The organism is Marinobacter sp. V032, assembly GCF_052645435.1.
The window spans coordinates 42,748-58,018 of the sequence record NZ_JBQXYE010000006.1 but is presented as its reverse complement, the minus strand read 5'-3'; the positions used below and the strand labels follow the sequence as shown (position 1 = coordinate 58,018).

Here is a 15,271-nt window from a genome sequence, read left to right as displayed (position 1 = left end):
ACGGGCCATGGTCAGGCCCCCTGCGAAGCCATGCATTGTAGCTTAGTATTGCAAAGCGGGTCACGAGGCGTGCCCGGGTTAATGAATCTGGTAGCGGGTTTCCGCTACAATGCTGCCAAAATAATGGGACCCTTCATGCATTCACGTTACCAGACGCCTGCCGGCTCTTGGACTCACAGAACCACCTTCTTCTGGGCGACCACTGGTGCGACTGTCGGGCTGAGCAACCTGTGGACATTTCCCCACATTGTCGGAGAAAGCGGCGGCGGTGCTTTTCTGCTTGTCTATCTGGCCTGCTTGTTGTTGTTAACTCTGCCGCTAATGCTCACTGAAGCGGCGATCGGTCGTGGTGCGCGTCATGGAGCGGTGCTGGCGCTTGGTACGCTGGCCCGCGCCTCGGGTGCACCACATCGATGGGTATGGCCGGGCCGCTTGAGTGTGCTGGCGGGGTTTCTGGTGTTGTCCTTCTACGCCGTGATCGGAGGTATCTGCCTGGCTTATGTGTTCTATGCGGCCTACGGCCGACTGGACGGAGCCGGCGATGCCAAGTTAACGCTGGTGCTGACGTCGCTGGTGCAGGACCCGGCTCACTATCGATCTTTCATGGGGTGGCATGCGTTCTTCCTGGGGTTGGTGATGGTGGCCTCCATGCAGGGCGTGGTGAATGGGCTTGAGCGAGCGCTGCGGGTGGTCATGCCACTGTTTGTATTGTTGCTTGTCGGGTTGCTGGTATACGGCATTCAATACGGCAATATCGATGCTGCGATGAATTACCTTTTAGCGATGCGGCCCGAACAGTTGAGCTTTAATGGGGTACGCCAGGGACTGACTCATGCCTTCTATACGTTGGCGCTCGGGGTTGGCGTGCTGGTTGTGTTTGGTGCTTATTCTGCACCTACGACGCCTCTGAAACGTTCAGTGCTGGCGGTGGCGCTGTTTGATACGTTGATTGCGATTGTCGCAGGCCTCGTAATTTATGCAGCGGTATTCAGTCATCAGGGCAATGCGACGCAAGGATTTAATCTGGTTTTTCTGGCACTGCCAGAAGCCCTGTCAGCACTGCCGTTCGGGCAATTTGTCACAACGGTATTCTTCGTTACGATCGTGCTGGCGGCCTGGAGTTCTTCCATTGCTTTGCTTGAGCCCTCTGTCAGCTGGCTGCAGGAGCGGCTGGCGGCGCCTCGGGGCTGGAGCGTGCTGCTCATCGGGCTGGCCGCCTGGGGAGTGGGGCTGGCAAGTCTGCTGTCCTTTAACGCCTGGTCGGATGACACTTTCCTGGGGGGGAGTATCTACCGTTGGATGGAGATGCTGACCAGTACGTTGCTTATTCCGATAGTGAGCGTATTGCTTGCGTTCTTCGCGGGTTGGGCCGTGCCGGACGAACTGGCGAATCGGTTGATCGGCCGAGGTCCGGTATTCGTAAGGCAAATCTGGCAATGGGTGATCCGTCTGGTGTTGCCGGCCGTCATTCTCTATATCGGGGTCCACTATGCGATCCAGTCCGGAGGTTCGCTTTGTTCGTCATCGTCTCCGCCGTTCTGGTGTGAATCACATAATGAGCAGCTGCCTTCGGGTACGCCCGAGCCGCCCCCGCCGCCCGACACAATGCCTGCGGAGCCCGGGGCTGAGCCTCAGGTAACCCCTGCTGAAACCTTGCAGGAATCGGTGAAAGGTCGAAGTGAGGAACCTGTACCGGATGATCTGCTCTATCAGAGCGCCTGACATGTGTCGGCAATTCAAAACCTGCTGAGAGAAAGAAGCATCGGAATGGCTCAAGTTATCGAAAAATCCGCACTTGTCTGGTTCTCCGCCGAGCAAATGTATGCGCTGGTTAATGACGTTCCGCGATACCCGGAATTCCTGCCCTGGTGCGGTGGGTCCGAGGTGCATGAAGCGACAGAAGCGGAAATTCTCGCATCGATTGATATCGCAAAGGGTGGTGTTCGCCACCGGCTGACGACGCGCAACCGGCTCGATGCTCCAACGATGATCGAGATGGCGCTGGTTGACGGGCCATTCCGTCGCCTTCGCGGCGTCTGGGAGTTTCGCCCGCTGGAGGAAAATGCCTGCAAGGTGGTGTTGCGTCTGGAGTTTGAGTTGTCCAGCTCACTGGCGCGTATGACGTTTGGCCCCGTATTCAGTCAGGCGGCGAATACCATGGTGGATGCGTTTTGTCAGAGGGCGCTTGTGGTGTATGGAGGAGTGAAAGAGTGAAGGGTGGAGCGCAAATCAGCGTGGAAGTGGCATACGCGACGCCTGAGCGCCAGGAAATTATGTCGGCAGTGCTTGAGGATGGTGCGACGGCTTATGATGCGGTTGTGGCTTCAGGCATCACGCAGGTTTTCCCGGAGATCGACCTGGAGGCAATGGATCTGGGAATCTACGGCAAAGTGATCAAGTTGCCCAAGACCCACCCACTGCGAGATGGAGATCGTGTGGAAATTTACCGGCCCTTGAAAATCGATCCGAAACAGGCGCGTATCAATCGTGCCCGTAAAAAATAAACAACGCTTCAGGTGCTTTTGAGGCTGTGTTCAGGCGACACTGATTTCAGGGTTGCAGTGTCGCCGAAGGTCGATTTGATCAGTAGGCGGGCGTCTCGTCGAGCAGCTGCGCTTCGTAGTGCGAGTAGTTGTCGGCATCGTAGTACACGATGATGCGCTGTTCGTTGATGTCCCCGCCACTCTTCTGGTACGTGTAAATATAGTATTCCCTCGAAGCATCGACCGGGTTGATCATAACCGGCGTCCCGATAATTGCGTGCACCTGACTGCGGGGCATGCCTTCGGTCAGCTGGGCGAGCGCTTCTTCGTCTATAATGTTGCCCTGTTGGACATTGATTTTGTAAACGCCGGGAAATGCACAGCCGGTAAGCAGGACAAGGGCGAGTAGAGCGGCGAGCTTTTGCATCAGGTAGTGAAATCCTCTATCTTTGGGACGCTTGCCAGACGGCAGGTAAAAAGTTAGCCAGCCGTCTTCGCGATGGCTATCATAACGGAACTCGACAGTTCACCAAAGAGCGAACAGCAGCATGTCATCTGAAAATGCCGAATTACGTAAAGTCGGTCTCAAGGTTACTCTTCCGCGAGTCAAGATTTTCAACATTCTCGAGAGTGCGTCAGAGCATCATCTGAGCGCTGAGGATGTATACAAGAAACTGCTGGAAGCGGGTGATGATGTTGGTCTGGCCACTGTTTACCGGGTACTGACTCAATTTGAGGCGGCCGGCCTTGTGCTGCGTCATAACTTTGAAGGTGGCCATGCCGTTTTTGAAATGGCGGGCGAAGATCATCACGATCACATGGTGTGCACCGATACCGGCAAAGTCATTGAGTTTTGCGATCCGGTTATCGAAGAGCGCCAGCGCAAGATCGCAGAAGAACACGGCTTTGAAATTGTCGATCACAGCCTGATTCTTTATGTGAAGCCCAGTAAGAAATAAGAGCAGGCCCATTCGACGCTTCTCCGAGGCGCGAAGCCGGTCAATAGTGACGCCCGTTGGATTTTTGATCTTGCGGGCGTTTTTGTTTGTGGTGTCTGGCGTTACCTGATGGGTGTCGCCCTCAAACAGCTAAGGGCGTGTTGCGATCGGCACTGGTGCAAATCGTTTGCAAAAAAAAGAGGCAGCGTTTGCTGCCTCCAAAAACGCCCGGGGTTTGAGCGTAGGGGAATCAAATCTGGTTCACTTAGTGGTGGGTTGCCTGGCCTTTCTGAAACATTTCCTGAGCATGGGCGAGGGTCTGATCTGTCATGTCGACACCGCCCAGCATTCTCGCCACTTCCCGCACTCTGCCGTCTTCGGTTAGTGTTTCGATGCGCGAGAAAGTCGCATCTTTTTCACTGAATTTACTGACAAACAAGTGCTGATGCGCCTGCGCCGCGACCTGTGCAAGGTGGGTGACGCAGATCACCTGGCCGTTATCGCCAAGTTGCCGTAACAGGCGGCCTACTACCTCTGCTGTGCCGCCACCAATGCCCACATCCACCTCGTCAAAAATCAGGGTGGGGATAGTGGACGTCTGGGCGACGACCACTTGTATCGCAAGACTGATCCGCGAAAGCTCGCCACCGGACGCGACCTTGCTGAGAGGTCTTGCAGGTTGTCCGGGGTTTGCGCTGATCAGAAATTCAATGTCCTCGTTGCCAAGCGGTGACGGGCCAGACTTTTCATGGCGGGCCAGTCGTGTGACAAATTGCACGGACGGCATGCTCAGACGCACCAGCTCCTCAGCAATTCTGGAGTCCAGCTGGGTAGCAGCCGCTTCGCGTCTGGTTGTCAGGGCGTCCGCTTTCTCCTGCCAGAGTAGCGAGAGTTGTTCCGCATCCGCTTCAAGTTTCTCCAGACTGCCTTCGCCGCCGTCGAGTGCTTCCAGCTCCTTCGCAAGTTGATTGTGAAGCGCCGTCAATTCCTGCGGATTAACTCGATGCTTGCGAGCGAGGTCGTAGATCAGGCTCAGACGTTCCTCTACCTGTTCGAGCTTCGCGGGGTCCGCATCGTAGTCGTCGACGAAATGCCGCAAATTATTACCGGCTTCATCGAGTTGAATCTGGGCATCAGTGAGCATTTGTAAGGTGTCGTTGAGTTGTGGCACCTCAACCGGAAGCTGCTCGATCATTTGTACGGCTTGGCGCACGAGTGCAGCTGCACTGGGCTCATCTTCGCTGCACAGCAGTGACGCCTTATGGCAGCTTTGCATTACGGCTTCAGCATGGCTCAGGTGAGCTTGTTCCTGCTCAAGTGTGCTGATTTCGTCGTCAGTCAGAGCAAGCCTGTCAAGCTCCTCAACCTGATAGCGCAACAGTTGCAGTCGTGCTTCGTTTTCGTCGTGGTTGCTCTGAAGTTCTGTCAGGCGCAACTGGGTTTGGTGCCACCGTTTCCATGCCTGTCGGGTTTCCTCGGCCAGTATCTGGGCGTCGGCGAATTCATCAAGTAGTTTGCGATGGGTTTCTTTATGTAGCAGTGATTGATGTTGATGCTGGCTGTGAATGTCCATCAGCTGTCCGCCCAGCTCACGAAGATCGGCGAGGGGGCAGGGCTGGCCGTTAATGTAAGCGCGGGAGCGGCCGTCTTTGCTGATAACCCTGCGAAGTATGCATTCGCTGTCATCGTCCAGGTCATGGGCTTCAAGCCAACTGGTTGCCTCGGGAATACGGCTGACGTCAAAGCTCGCGGTAATGTCGGCGCGTTTTGCGCCGTGCCTGACGGCTCCGGCGTCAGCGCGCCCGCCCAGCACAAGGCTGAGGGCGTCGAGCACAATGGATTTGCCCGCGCCTGTCTCGCCAGTGAGGGTTGTCATGCCCTGGCGGAACTGAAGTTCAACGCGTTCCGCTATGGCGTAGTTGGAGACGATGAGTTGGTTCAGCATAAGGCGCTCCGGCTTACCTGTCGCAAGATGTATCGAGGGTGCTGCAAAACCACTGCGCTCGGCCATGCGGCGTTGGAAATCCGTTCGAAATGCTCATTTACGATACGTAAACTGCGCTTATTCGCGAATGTCCGCTTTGCCTGGTCTTCGCTCGCTACGTTTTGCAGCGTCTCTTGGCTGTTTGAATATACAGTAACTGTGAATATATACAGTAAAAAAACAGGTTGCAAGTAATACTCGGGTGGCAGTTGAAACACCGTCATGCGACCCCATATCCCAGACACGTTGTTTGGCAAAGGCGGTTTTCCGCCGTAGAGATGATTTGAAATCAGGAGCGACCGATGAGCGCAGATGAAACCCGCAAGGACAATGGTGAGGAAGAGTTGAGAGACCCTCGCGAAGAGTTTGAGCCGATGACAGCACTGGATGATGACGACGTTGTTATTGAGGGTGGTGTCAGTGGCGAAAAGAGCGACCAGGAGGGAAGCGAAGTTGAAGCCCTTGAACAGCAACTGGCCGAGCAGAAAGAGCAGGTGTTGCGCGTACAGGCCGAGATGCAGAATGTTCGCCGTCGCTCGGAACTGGATGTTGAGAAGGCTCGCAAGTTTGCACTGGAGAAGTTCGTAAAAGAGCTTCTGCCTGTTGCTGACAGTCTGGAGAAGGCGGTCGAAAGCACCGAGGCTGCTTCCGGCGATGCCGTTGTTGCTTCGTTTCGTGAAGGTGCCGAAATGACCCTCGGGCTGTTCCTGTCCAGCCTCGGCAAATTCAATGTGAAGCAGTTGAATCCCGTCGGCGAACCATTTGACCCGCAGCTGCACGAAGCCATGTCGATGGTTCCTGCGCCTGATGCCGAGCCCAATAGCGTTGTTGCCTGTATTCAGAAAGGCTACACGCTGAATGACCGGCTGGTGCGCCCTGCCATGGTCATGATCGCCAAACCCGAAGGTGGCGCAAAAATTGACGAGCAGGCTTGAAAAAATCCGATGTGAGCCAATATAGGCTTTAAACGGTCAACAAGCCGGCCCGATTTAAGAATTGATCAGCTGAAAAGCTAATACAGAACTGGAGTGAATCAATGAGCAAAATTATTGGTATCGACCTGGGAACCACAAACTCTTGTGTCGCCATTATGGATGGCGACAAGGTCAAGGTTATTGAGAGTGCTGAAGGCGATCGCACCACGCCATCCATCGTGGCCTATACCGACGAAGGCGAAATTCTGGTAGGTCAGTCTGCCAAGCGTCAGGCGGTGACCAACCCGAACAATACCCTGTATGCCATCAAGCGCCTGATCGGTCGTCGGTTTGAAGACGCTGTCGTGCAGAAAGACATCAAAATGGTGCCTTACAAGATCGTTGGCGCTGATAACGGCGACGCATGGGTTGAAGTAAAAGGCAAGAAGATGGCGCCGCCACAGGTGTCTGCGGAAATTCTGAAGAAGATGAAGAAGACCGCTGAAGACTACCTTGGCGAGAAAGTAACCGAAGCGGTTATCACTGTCCCGGCTTACTTTAACGACAGTCAGCGTCAGGCAACCAAAGATGCCGGCAAGATCGCAGGCCTTGAAGTCAAGCGCATTATCAACGAGCCAACTGCGGCTGCGCTGGCATATGGCCTCGACAAGAAGAGCGGCGATCGCAAGGTTGCGGTTTATGACCTGGGTGGCGGTACTTTCGATATCTCGATCATCGAAATCGCAGACGTTGACGGTGAGCACCAGTTTGAAGTGTTGGCTACTAATGGCGACACATTCCTGGGCGGTGAAGACTTTGACATGAAAGTCATCGAATTCCTTGCTGACCAGTTCAAGAAAGACAGTGGTATCGATCTGCGCGGCGACTCACTGGCCATGCAGCGTCTGAAAGAAGCGGGCGAGAAGGCCAAAATCGAGCTTTCCAGCAGTCAGCAGACCGACGTTAACCTGCCTTATATCACGGCAGATGCCAGCGGTCCCAAGCACATGAACGTCAAGCTGACGCGCGCCAAACTTGAGTCGCTGGTTGAAGATCTGGTTCAGCGCAGCCTCGAGCCTTGCCGTGTCGCGATGAAAGACTCCGGTTGCGATAGCAGTGAAATCGACGAAGTGATTCTGGTCGGTGGTCAGACCCGTATGCCACTGGTTCAGGAAAAGGTAAAAGACTTCTTCGGCAAGGAATCTCGTCGGGATGTTAACCCGGATGAAGCGGTTGCCATGGGTGCTGCTATTCAGGCCGCGGTACTGTCTGGTGATGTGAAAGACGTTCTGCTGTTGGACGTGACGCCATTGACGTTGGGTATCGAAACCATGGGTGGCGTTGCGACTCCGCTGATCGATAAGAACACCACGATCCCGACCAAGAAGTCGCAGACGTTCTCGACAGCTGATGACAACCAGACTGCAGTGACCATCCATGTTGTTCAGGGTGAGCGCAAGCAGGCGACCCAGAATAAGTCGCTGGGCCGTTTCGATCTGGCTGATATTCCGCCGGCGCCACGTGGCATGCCACAAATCGAAGTCACCTTCGATATTGATGCCAACGGTATCCTGAACGTGTCCGCGAAGGACAAGGCAACAGGTAAAGAGCAGTCCATCGTGATCAAGGCATCGTCTGGTCTGAATGACGATGAAATCGAGAAGATGGTGCAGGATGCCGAAGCTAACGCTGAGGAAGATCGCAAGTTCGAAGAGCTGGTTCAGACCCGTAACCAGGGTGACGGTATGGTCCACGCTGTTCGCAAGACGCTTTCCGAAGCTGGCGACAAGGTGACCGAAGAAGAGAAAACGTCTATCGAAGCGGCAATCAGCGATCTTGAAGAAGCGCTGAAAGGTCAGGACAAAGACGATATCGAAGCCAAGACCCAGAAGCTGACCGAAGTCTCTTCTGAGCTCGCGCAGAAGATGCATGCTGATCAGGCCGAGCAAGGTGCTCAGGCTGAAGGGCAATCTGAAAGCGCACAGAGCGGTGACGATGCCGTTGATGCCGAGTTCGAAGAAGTGAAAGACGAAGACAAGCGGTAATCGCGATGTTTTCGTGAGTACCGTAAAACGCGGGTGGCTGAGGCTGCCCGCGTTTTGCGCGTTTGTAGGTGAACGAATTTGCAGCAGGGCCGCCTCAGTGCGGTTCTGATGTGTCTAGCGATGAAGTCACAGGTCTGTCCGTAACGGATGGGTCGAATATGGGTGTCAGAACATGTCCAAACGCGACTATTACGAGATTCTCGGTGTATCCCGGGATGCAGACGAGAAAGAAATAAAGCGCGCGTACCGCAAGCTTGCCATGAAATATCATCCGGATCGTAATCCGGACGACAAGGACGCTGAGAACAAGTTCAAGGAGGCCAGCGAGGCCTATGAAGTGTTGGCGGATGCCAGTAAGCGTGGTGCTTATGACCAGTTCGGCCATGCGGGTGTCGATGGTCAGGGCGGTGCGGGTGGCTTCGGCGGCGGTGGCGGCGGAAGTTTCTCTGATATCTTCGGCGATGTATTTGGTGACATCTTCGGCGGCGGTCGTGGCGGTCGCAGTAATCGCGGGGCCGACCTTCGCTATACGCTAGAGCTTGATCTGGAAGAAGCTGTAAAAGGCACGACTGTTCAGATCAAGGTGCCGGGTCATATCGAGTGCGACCTTTGTGATGGTTCGGGCGCCGAAAAAGGCAGTCAGGCTGAAACTTGTGGCACCTGTGGTGGTGTCGGTCAGGTCCGTATGCAGCAGGGGTTCTTTGCCGTTCAGCAGGCATGCCCGACCTGTCGCGGTGCTGGCAAGGTAATCAAGAATCCTTGTAAGAAGTGTCACGGTAACGGTCGGGTTGAGCAGGCCAAAACACTGTCGGTCAAAGTGCCGCCAGGTGTTGATACTGGTGATCGTATTCGTCTTTCCGGTGAGGGTGAGATGGGTATCGATGGCGGGCCATCCGGCGATTTGTATGTGCAGGTTGCCGTGAAAGAGCATTCCATCTTTTCTCGCGATGGTCGCAATCTATATTGTGAAGTACCCATTAGCATCATTGATGCCTCATTGGGCGGAGAGCTTGAAGTGCCAACCCTTGATGGTCGCGTCAAGCTCAAGATTCCGGCGGAAACCCAGACTGGCAAGTTGTTCCGGCTGCGCAACAAGGGTGTTGCCCCTGTCCGTGGTGGTCCGGCAGGCGATCTGTTGTGCCGGGTGATTGTTGAGACCCCGGTGAAGTTGACCAAGCGTCAGAAGGAATTGCTGGAAGAGCTGCAGCAGACGCTAGACGGAAAGAATGGAACCAATCACGGGCCTCGTAAAACCTCATGGTTTGAGGGCGTGAAAAGTTTTTTCGATGAAATGAAATTCTAGGAAGGTCGCATGACGCGTGTAGCGATAACCGGCGCAGCCGGGCGTATGGGGAAGGTGTTGATCGAGGCTGTGGATTCCGCCGAGGGGCTGACATTGGGGGCAGCGATTGTGCATCCTGAAAGCTCGTTGATCGGCGCTGATGCCGGTGAGGTTGCGGGTGTTGGCAAGCTGGGTGTTGCTATGGCTGCACAGCTTGGAGATGTCGTCGACGACTTTGATCTGCTGATTGATTTCACCTTTCCGTCGCTCACGCTTGAAAATGCAGCATTCTGTCAGCGGCACGGCAAGCAACTCATTATCGGCACGACCGGGCTGGCGGACGAAGATAAGGCCCAGATTGCGGCATTGGCCGAAAGCGTGCCGATCGTGCTGGCTCCCAACATGAGTGTCGGGGTCAACGTAGCGCTGAACCTGCTTCGCACGGCGGCTCAGGTGCTGGGTGACGACTATGATGTTGAAATTATCGAAACCCATCATCGTCATAAGAAGGATGCGCCGTCCGGAACAGCATTGCGGATGGGTGAGGTGGTTGCCGAAGCGCTGGGGCGTGACCTTAAAGAATGCGCGGTCTACGGTCGGGAGGGTTTCACCGGTGAGCGCTCAACCCGGGAAATCGGGTTTGAGACTGTGCGTGCCGGCGACGTTGTTGGTGATCATACGGTGCTGTTCGCCAGTATGGGCGAGCGTATCGAGATCACTCATAAGGCCAGCAGCCGAATGACGTTTGCCCAAGGCGCAGCCCGCGCGGCGCAATGGTTGGCTGACAAGCCTTCCGGGCTTTACGACATGCAGGATGTGCTTGGCCTCAAGTCCTGACAAGCATAGGCAAAACTGTCGTGCCCGGCCGGTATGGCGACAGTGATTTGCCTGAGGTGCGGATTCACAGAAGGTTAGCTGCCTTATCCAGTGAATCGCACCTTGTCTGGTCGTGGCTCTGATGCCTGCTCGCTGCTTTTGTCGTGGACACAGTCCGCCATATTTCTTACAATAAGGCGGTTTAACTGCACCACGCGCAGCCGACAAAGCTGTCGAGATCGAAAGCGGGACGGAGTTCTGGACTCCCTCTCGCTTTTTTGCGACTTGAATTTGTCAGGCTGTGTTCCCGGTTAGTGCTTCCAGAGGCGCTAACGCTACGCCACGACGGTACGAAGAGGAAACGGCATTGACTTCACCAGCAATCCTAGCGCTCGCAGACGGTAGCCTGTTTAGAGGGGTCGCCATCGGCGCCGACGGAGAGACCAGCGGCGAGGTCGTCTTTAATACCGCCATGACAGGGTATCAGGAGATTCTGACAGATCCCTCCTATGCTCGTCAGATGGTGACGCTGACTTACCCTCACATCGGTAATACCGGTGTGAATGAAGAAGATGTTGAGTCAGACCGCATTCAGGCTGCAGGCCTGATTATTCGCGACCTGCCTTTGATGGCCAGTAACTGGCGCAAAACCCAATCCCTTGAAGCTTACCTGCGTGATAGCAATGTGATCGGCATTGCCGGTATTGATACACGACGCCTGACGCGCATTTTGAGAGAGAAAGGTTCCCAGAACGGCGCAATCGTCGCCGGCCCGGATGCAACCGAAGAAAAAGCGCTGGAGCTTGCTCGCGCTTTTCCGGGGCTCAAGGGTATGGATCTGGCCATAGAAGTGGGTAGCAAAACGAGCTACCGCTGGAGCCAGACGGACTGGACGCTCGATAACGGCTACGGTGAGCTGAGTCAGCCCAAGTACAAGGTTGTCGCTTACGATTACGGTATCAAGTTCAATATTCTGCGCATGCTGGCCTCCCGTGGCTGTGATGTCACTGTCGTGCCAGCGCAAACGCCGGCGTCCGAAGTGCTGGCGATGTCGCCTGACGGGGTGTTTCTCTCCAATGGTCCGGGTGATCCGGAGCCATGCGACTACGCGATTAAGGCGATTTCGGAAATCCTTGAAACCGATATGCCGGTGTTTGGTATCTGTCTGGGTCATCAGCTGCTCGCGCTGGCCAGCGGCGCCAAGACTCTGAAAATGGGGCACGGTCATCACGGTGCGAATCATCCGGTACAAAATCTGGACGATGGCACGGTCATGATCACCAGTCAGAACCACGGCTTTGCAGTTGATGGTGACAGCCTCCCCGATACGCTCGAAATAACTCACAAGTCTCTGTTCGACGGTACCTTGCAAGGTATTCGCCGCACAGATCGACCGGCTTTCAGTTTTCAGGGTCATCCTGAAGCGAGCCCGGGACCCCATGATGTCGCGCCATTGTTTGATGGTTTTATCCGATTGATGGACCAGAGGGCAGCCTCAGGAAAATCCTGAGTTTCGGGATTCCCGATGGGCCACGGTTTGCGTGGCGACTGCTGACGACTGAAACAAGCTGCTGACAGGTTTACGACGAAATGCCAAAACGTTTAGATATCAAAAGCGTCCTGATCCTCGGCGCGGGCCCGATTGTGATTGGCCAGGCGTGTGAGTTCGATTACTCGGGGGCTCAGGCCTGCAAGGCGCTGCGTGAGGAAGGGTTCCGGGTTATTCTGGTGAACTCCAATCCGGCGACCATCATGACCGATCCGGCGATGGCGGATGCCACTTATATTGAGCCGATTACCTGGAAAACGGTCGCCAAAATAATTGAGAAAGAGCGTCCCGATGCACTGCTGCCGACAATGGGTGGTCAGACCGCGTTGAACTGCGCGCTGGATCTGGAAAAGCACGGCGTTCTCGCTGAGTTCGGTGTGGAAATGATTGGCGCCGACGCCGACGCTATCGATAAGGCGGAAGACCGGGAACGCTTTGACTCGGCAATGAAGGCCATTGGCCTGGATACACCTCGTGCCTCCATGGCGCACTCGATGGATGAGGCCTTCCAGGTCCTTGAGGATATCGGTTTCCCCTGCATTATCCGTCCCTCTTTCACGATGGGTGGCTCCGGCGGTGGTATTGCATACAACCGCGAAGAGTTTGAGGAAATCTGTACCCGCGGACTGGATCTGTCGCCCACCAAAGAGCTGTTGATCGACGAGTCGCTGATCGGCTGGAAAGAATACGAGATGGAAGTTGTCCGTGATGCCAAGGACAACTGCATTATCGTGTGCGCTATTGAAAACTTTGACGCCATGGGCGTGCACACCGGCGATTCCATCACGGTTGCGCCGGCCCAGACGTTGACGGACAAGGAATACCAGATCATGCGGAACGCCTCCCTGGCGGTCTTGCGTGAAATTGGTGTTGAAACAGGCGGTTCCAACGTCCAGTTCGGTATACATCCGGACAACGGCCGCATGGTTGTAATCGAAATGAATCCGCGGGTATCGCGCTCTTCAGCGCTGGCATCCAAAGCGACCGGTTTCCCGATCGCCAAAATCGCTGCCAAGCTGGCCATCGGGTACACCCTGGATGAGCTGCAGAACGATATTACCGGCGGCGTCACTCCGGCCTCCTTCGAGCCGAGTATCGATTACGTTGTCACCAAAATCCCCCGTTTCACCTTCGAAAAATTCCCGCAGGCGGATGCCCGGCTGACAACGCAGATGAAATCTGTCGGTGAGGTGATGGCGATCGGCCGCACGTTCCAGGAATCGATGCAGAAGGCGTTGAGGGGGCTTGAGGTCGGTTCCGACGGCTTTGATGAAATGGTTGATGTGACCACTTCGGATGGCCGGGAAACCCTGATTCAGGAGTTGAATGTACCCGGTGCCAATCGCATCTGGTACATCGGTGATGCGTTCCGTGCCGGGATGACGGTTGACGAAGTCTTCCGCAATACCCATGTCGATCGCTGGTATCTGGTGCAGATCGAAGATTTGATTCGCGAAGAGGCAGAGCTGAAAACGGCAGGCAAGGCAGAAATCGACCGTGACTTCCTGTTCCGTCTGAAGCGTAAAGGCTTCTCGGATGCACGTCTGGCGAAGTTGCTGGGTATTTCTGAAGCCAGTCTGCGCAAGCATCGGCAGGAACTGGGCGTGCGTCCTGTCTATAAGCGGGTGGACACCTGCGCGGCAGAGTTTGCGTCCTCCACGGCGTATATGTATTCCTCCTACGAGGAAGAGTGCGAAGCTCAGCCGACGGATCGTGAAAAAATCATCGTCATCGGTGGCGGTCCAAACCGGATTGGTCAGGGTATTGAGTTCGATTACTGCTGTGTTCACGCGGCTTTGGCGATGCGTGAAGATGGCTATGAAACCATCATGATCAATTGTAATCCCGAGACGGTTTCAACGGATTACGACACCTCGGATCGGTTGTATTTCGAGCCGGTAACGCTTGAAGATGTGCTTGAAATTATCAATGTCGAAAAGCCAAAGGGCGTGATTGTTCAGTACGGCGGCCAGACTCCGTTGAAGCTGGCTCGCGGTCTTGAGGCTGCGGGTGTTCCCATTATCGGCACCAGCCCTGATGCAATTGACCGTGCGGAGGATCGTGAGCGGTTCCAGCAAATGATTACACGCCTGGATCTGCGTCAGCCCCAGAATGCGACCGTACGTAGCCATGAAGATGGTATTGTGGCGGCGCGTGAAATTGGTTATCCGCTGGTGGTGCGTCCGTCTTATGTCCTTGGTGGTCGGGCGATGGAAATCGTCTACGACGAGGACGAGCTGGTGCGTTACATGCGCAACGCGGTTCTGGTGTCCAATGATAGCCCGGTGTTGCTTGATCACTTCCTGAATGCCGCTATTGAAGTGGATATTGATGCGGTGTGTGATGGTGAAGATGTTGTGATTGGCGGCATCATGCAGCATATCGAACAGGCCGGTGTGCACTCAGGCGACTCTGCCTGCTCGTTGCCGCCCTACACGCTTCCGGCTGCGGTGCAGGACGAAATGCGCAACGTGGTCAAGCAGATGGCGCTGGAGTTGGAAGTTGTTGGCCTGATGAACGTCCAGTTAGCGTGGCAGGACGACACGGTCTATGTCATTGAGGTTAACCCTCGGGCTTCGCGGACCGTGCCCTTTGTCTCCAAGGCTATTGGCGCCTCGCTTGCCAAGATTGCGGCGCGTTGCATGGCGGGTCAGTCACTGAAAGCTCAGGGCTTCACCACCGAGATCGTGCCGAAGTATTATGCTGTGAAGGAGTCCGTTTTTCCGTTCGCCAAGTTCCCTTCGGTTGATCCGATTCTCGGTCCCGAAATGAAGTCGACCGGCGAAGTGATGGGGCTTGGCGACAGCTTTGATGAGGCCTTTGCCAAGGCCGCACTGGCTGCCGGCGAACGTTTGCCTGAGCAGGGCACCGCGTTTATATCGGTGCGTGATGTCGATAAGCCGGGCGCGCTGAAGGTGGCCCGGGATCTGATTGATGCAGGCTTCAAACTGGTTGCCACTACGGGCACAGCTGAACATCTGCGGGCTGCGGGTATTGAGGTCGAGCGTGTCAACAAGGTCCGCGAAGGCCGCCCGCATATTGTCGATGCCATCAAGAATGGTCAGACACAGTTGATTATCAACACGACTGAGGGTCGCAAGGCGATTTCAGATTCTGCGCAGATTCGCCAGTCAGCATTGCGCCACAAGGTGACCTACACCACTACGCTTGCGGGCGGTGAAGCCTTCTGTCGCGCTATAAAATTCGGTCCGGAGCGCACGGTACGTCGCCTCCAGGACCTGCATGCAGGAATTTAAATC

The 15,271-nt window shown here is 55.3% G+C and carries 12 protein-coding genes; 10 read left to right on the top strand and 2 right to left on the bottom strand.

Annotated features, from left to right (window positions below):
• The first annotated feature begins 135 nt into the window (after positions 1 to 135).
• The 3 genes from ACUN9X_RS17930 to ACUN9X_RS17920 are packed head-to-tail and all read left to right on the top strand — an operon-like array spanning position 136 to position 2,504.
• The gene (locus ACUN9X_RS17930) at positions 136 to 1,722 is read left to right on the top strand and encodes a sodium-dependent transporter (RefSeq protein WP_445473932.1); all 1,587 of its coding nucleotides are present in this window, start codon (positions 136 to 138) and stop codon (positions 1,720 to 1,722) included.
• Positions 1,723 to 1,767: 45 nt separating this feature from the next.
• The gene (locus ACUN9X_RS17925) at positions 1,768 to 2,214 is read left to right on the top strand and encodes a type II toxin-antitoxin system RatA family toxin (protein WP_260038163.1); all 447 of its coding nucleotides are present in this window, start codon (positions 1,768 to 1,770) and stop codon (positions 2,212 to 2,214) included.
• Positions 2,211 to 2,504: an RnfH family protein gene (locus ACUN9X_RS17920; protein WP_260038162.1), complete on the top strand. Its 294-nt coding sequence runs from the start codon at positions 2,211 to 2,213 to the stop codon at positions 2,502 to 2,504. The genes ACUN9X_RS17925 and ACUN9X_RS17920 overlap by 4 nt, the downstream gene beginning before the upstream one ends.
• Before the next feature lie 79 nt (positions 2,505 to 2,583).
• On the opposite strand, the gene ACUN9X_RS17915 is transcribed toward ACUN9X_RS17920, so the two are convergent.
• Positions 2,584 to 2,910 carry an outer membrane protein assembly factor BamE gene (locus tag ACUN9X_RS17915; RefSeq protein ID WP_260038161.1) on the bottom strand — a complete coding sequence of 109 codons (327 nt, stop codon included), beginning with the start codon at positions 2,908 to 2,910 and terminating at the stop codon, positions 2,584 to 2,586.
• Positions 2,911 to 3,031: 121 nt separating this feature from the next.
• On the opposite strand from ACUN9X_RS17915, the gene fur reads away from it, so the two are divergent.
• Entirely contained in the window at positions 3,032 to 3,442 is a 411-nt protein-coding gene (gene fur, locus ACUN9X_RS17910) for a ferric iron uptake transcriptional regulator (RefSeq protein WP_260038160.1), read from the top strand.
• Positions 3,443 to 3,686: 244 nt separating this feature from the next.
• Here fur and recN read toward each other — a convergent pair whose 3' ends face one another.
• Positions 3,687 to 5,366 carry a DNA repair protein RecN gene (recN, locus tag ACUN9X_RS17905; RefSeq protein WP_445473931.1) on the bottom strand — a complete coding sequence of 560 codons (1,680 nt, stop codon included), beginning with the start codon at positions 5,364 to 5,366 and terminating at the stop codon, positions 3,687 to 3,689.
• A 341-nt stretch (positions 5,367 to 5,707) separates the two neighbouring features.
• Between recN and grpE the strand changes: the two genes are divergently transcribed.
• The 6 genes from grpE to carB all read left to right on the top strand — a co-directional run bounded on the left by grpE (position 5,708) and on the right by carB (position 15,268).
• Positions 5,708 to 6,340 carry a nucleotide exchange factor GrpE gene (gene grpE / locus ACUN9X_RS17900; protein ID WP_445473930.1) on the top strand — a complete coding sequence of 211 codons (633 nt, stop codon included), beginning with the start codon at positions 5,708 to 5,710 and terminating at the stop codon, positions 6,338 to 6,340.
• Between the two features lie 101 nt (positions 6,341 to 6,441).
• Positions 6,442 to 8,364, top strand: coding sequence for a molecular chaperone DnaK (gene dnaK / locus ACUN9X_RS17895; RefSeq protein ID WP_260038154.1), 1,923 nt, complete (start codon positions 6,442 to 6,444; stop codon positions 8,362 to 8,364).
• A 172-nt stretch (positions 8,365 to 8,536) separates the two neighbouring features.
• Positions 8,537 to 9,667, top strand: coding sequence for a molecular chaperone DnaJ (gene dnaJ, locus ACUN9X_RS17890; protein ID WP_260038152.1), 1,131 nt, complete (start codon positions 8,537 to 8,539; stop codon positions 9,665 to 9,667).
• 9 nt (positions 9,668 to 9,676) lie between these two features.
• Positions 9,677 to 10,483: a 4-hydroxy-tetrahydrodipicolinate reductase gene (gene dapB / locus ACUN9X_RS17885; RefSeq protein WP_260038151.1), complete on the top strand. Its 807-nt coding sequence runs from the start codon at positions 9,677 to 9,679 to the stop codon at positions 10,481 to 10,483.
• Between the two features lie 346 nt (positions 10,484 to 10,829).
• On the top strand, positions 10,830 to 11,972 hold the full coding sequence (carA, locus tag ACUN9X_RS17880; RefSeq protein ID WP_445473929.1) for a glutamine-hydrolyzing carbamoyl-phosphate synthase small subunit: 1,143 nt from the start codon (positions 10,830 to 10,832) through the stop codon (positions 11,970 to 11,972).
• Between the two features lie 80 nt (positions 11,973 to 12,052).
• Positions 12,053 to 15,268 carry a carbamoyl-phosphate synthase large subunit gene (carB, locus tag ACUN9X_RS17875; RefSeq protein WP_260038149.1) on the top strand — a complete coding sequence of 1,072 codons (3,216 nt, stop codon included), beginning with the start codon at positions 12,053 to 12,055 and terminating at the stop codon, positions 15,266 to 15,268.
• The last annotated feature ends 3 nt before the right edge of the window (positions 15,269 to 15,271 follow it).